The sequence below is a fragment of the Commensalibacter sp. M0133 genome (assembly GCF_016101485.1).
Taxonomy (GTDB): Bacteria; Pseudomonadota; Alphaproteobacteria; order Acetobacterales; family Acetobacteraceae; genus Commensalibacter; species Commensalibacter melissae.
In genome coordinates this window covers 1-549 of the sequence record NZ_JACFQI010000011.1, presented here as the reverse complement: position 1 = coordinate 549, position 549 = coordinate 1, and the positions used below count along the sequence as shown (strand labels likewise).

Genomic DNA, 549 nt, shown 5'->3' with positions numbered 1-549 from the left:
ATTGGCAAGCTGATAGATACCGCTAACAGTGGCGCCGCTTTTAATGTTTAAAACTCCATGGATCATATTAACAGGACCATGTACACTAGTATAATTACTGGTATAAATAGTTTCACCTGAAGAAGTTAATACAGCATTCCAAACACCACCGGAAATAATTGGATAATCATTTTTGATCATATATCTTCTGTAATCACTTACGACATATCCAGAAGGTAAATTATGACTTTGACCAGGCAAAAGGTTTGCTGGTATATAATAGTTTGTATCACAATTATTATCTGGAATATTGGGGGTATCAGGAATGGTTGGGTTCTTTTGATTTAATATTTTCCCACCATTTTCAACATTTAAACCGGCAGTGGAATCCGCGGTACGAAAAGAACTGCTTCCACCTGCCAAATAACGGTTGATTAATGTACCGCCACTTTCTGCTGTATCACCAGGATCAAAGAAACTGTCACTATCAGATGTTCCACCATTCTTGATATTTACAACTTCTGATACATATTCGTTGTTTTCTGATACGCCACCATTTTGAATATTTAC

General features: G+C 36.4%; 1 protein-coding gene. It reads right to left on the bottom strand.

Annotated elements, in window-relative coordinates:
• A partial coding sequence (locus H3T46_RS08870; protein WP_198198342.1) for a hypothetical protein occupies positions 1 to 549 on the bottom strand: 549 nt, incomplete at both ends.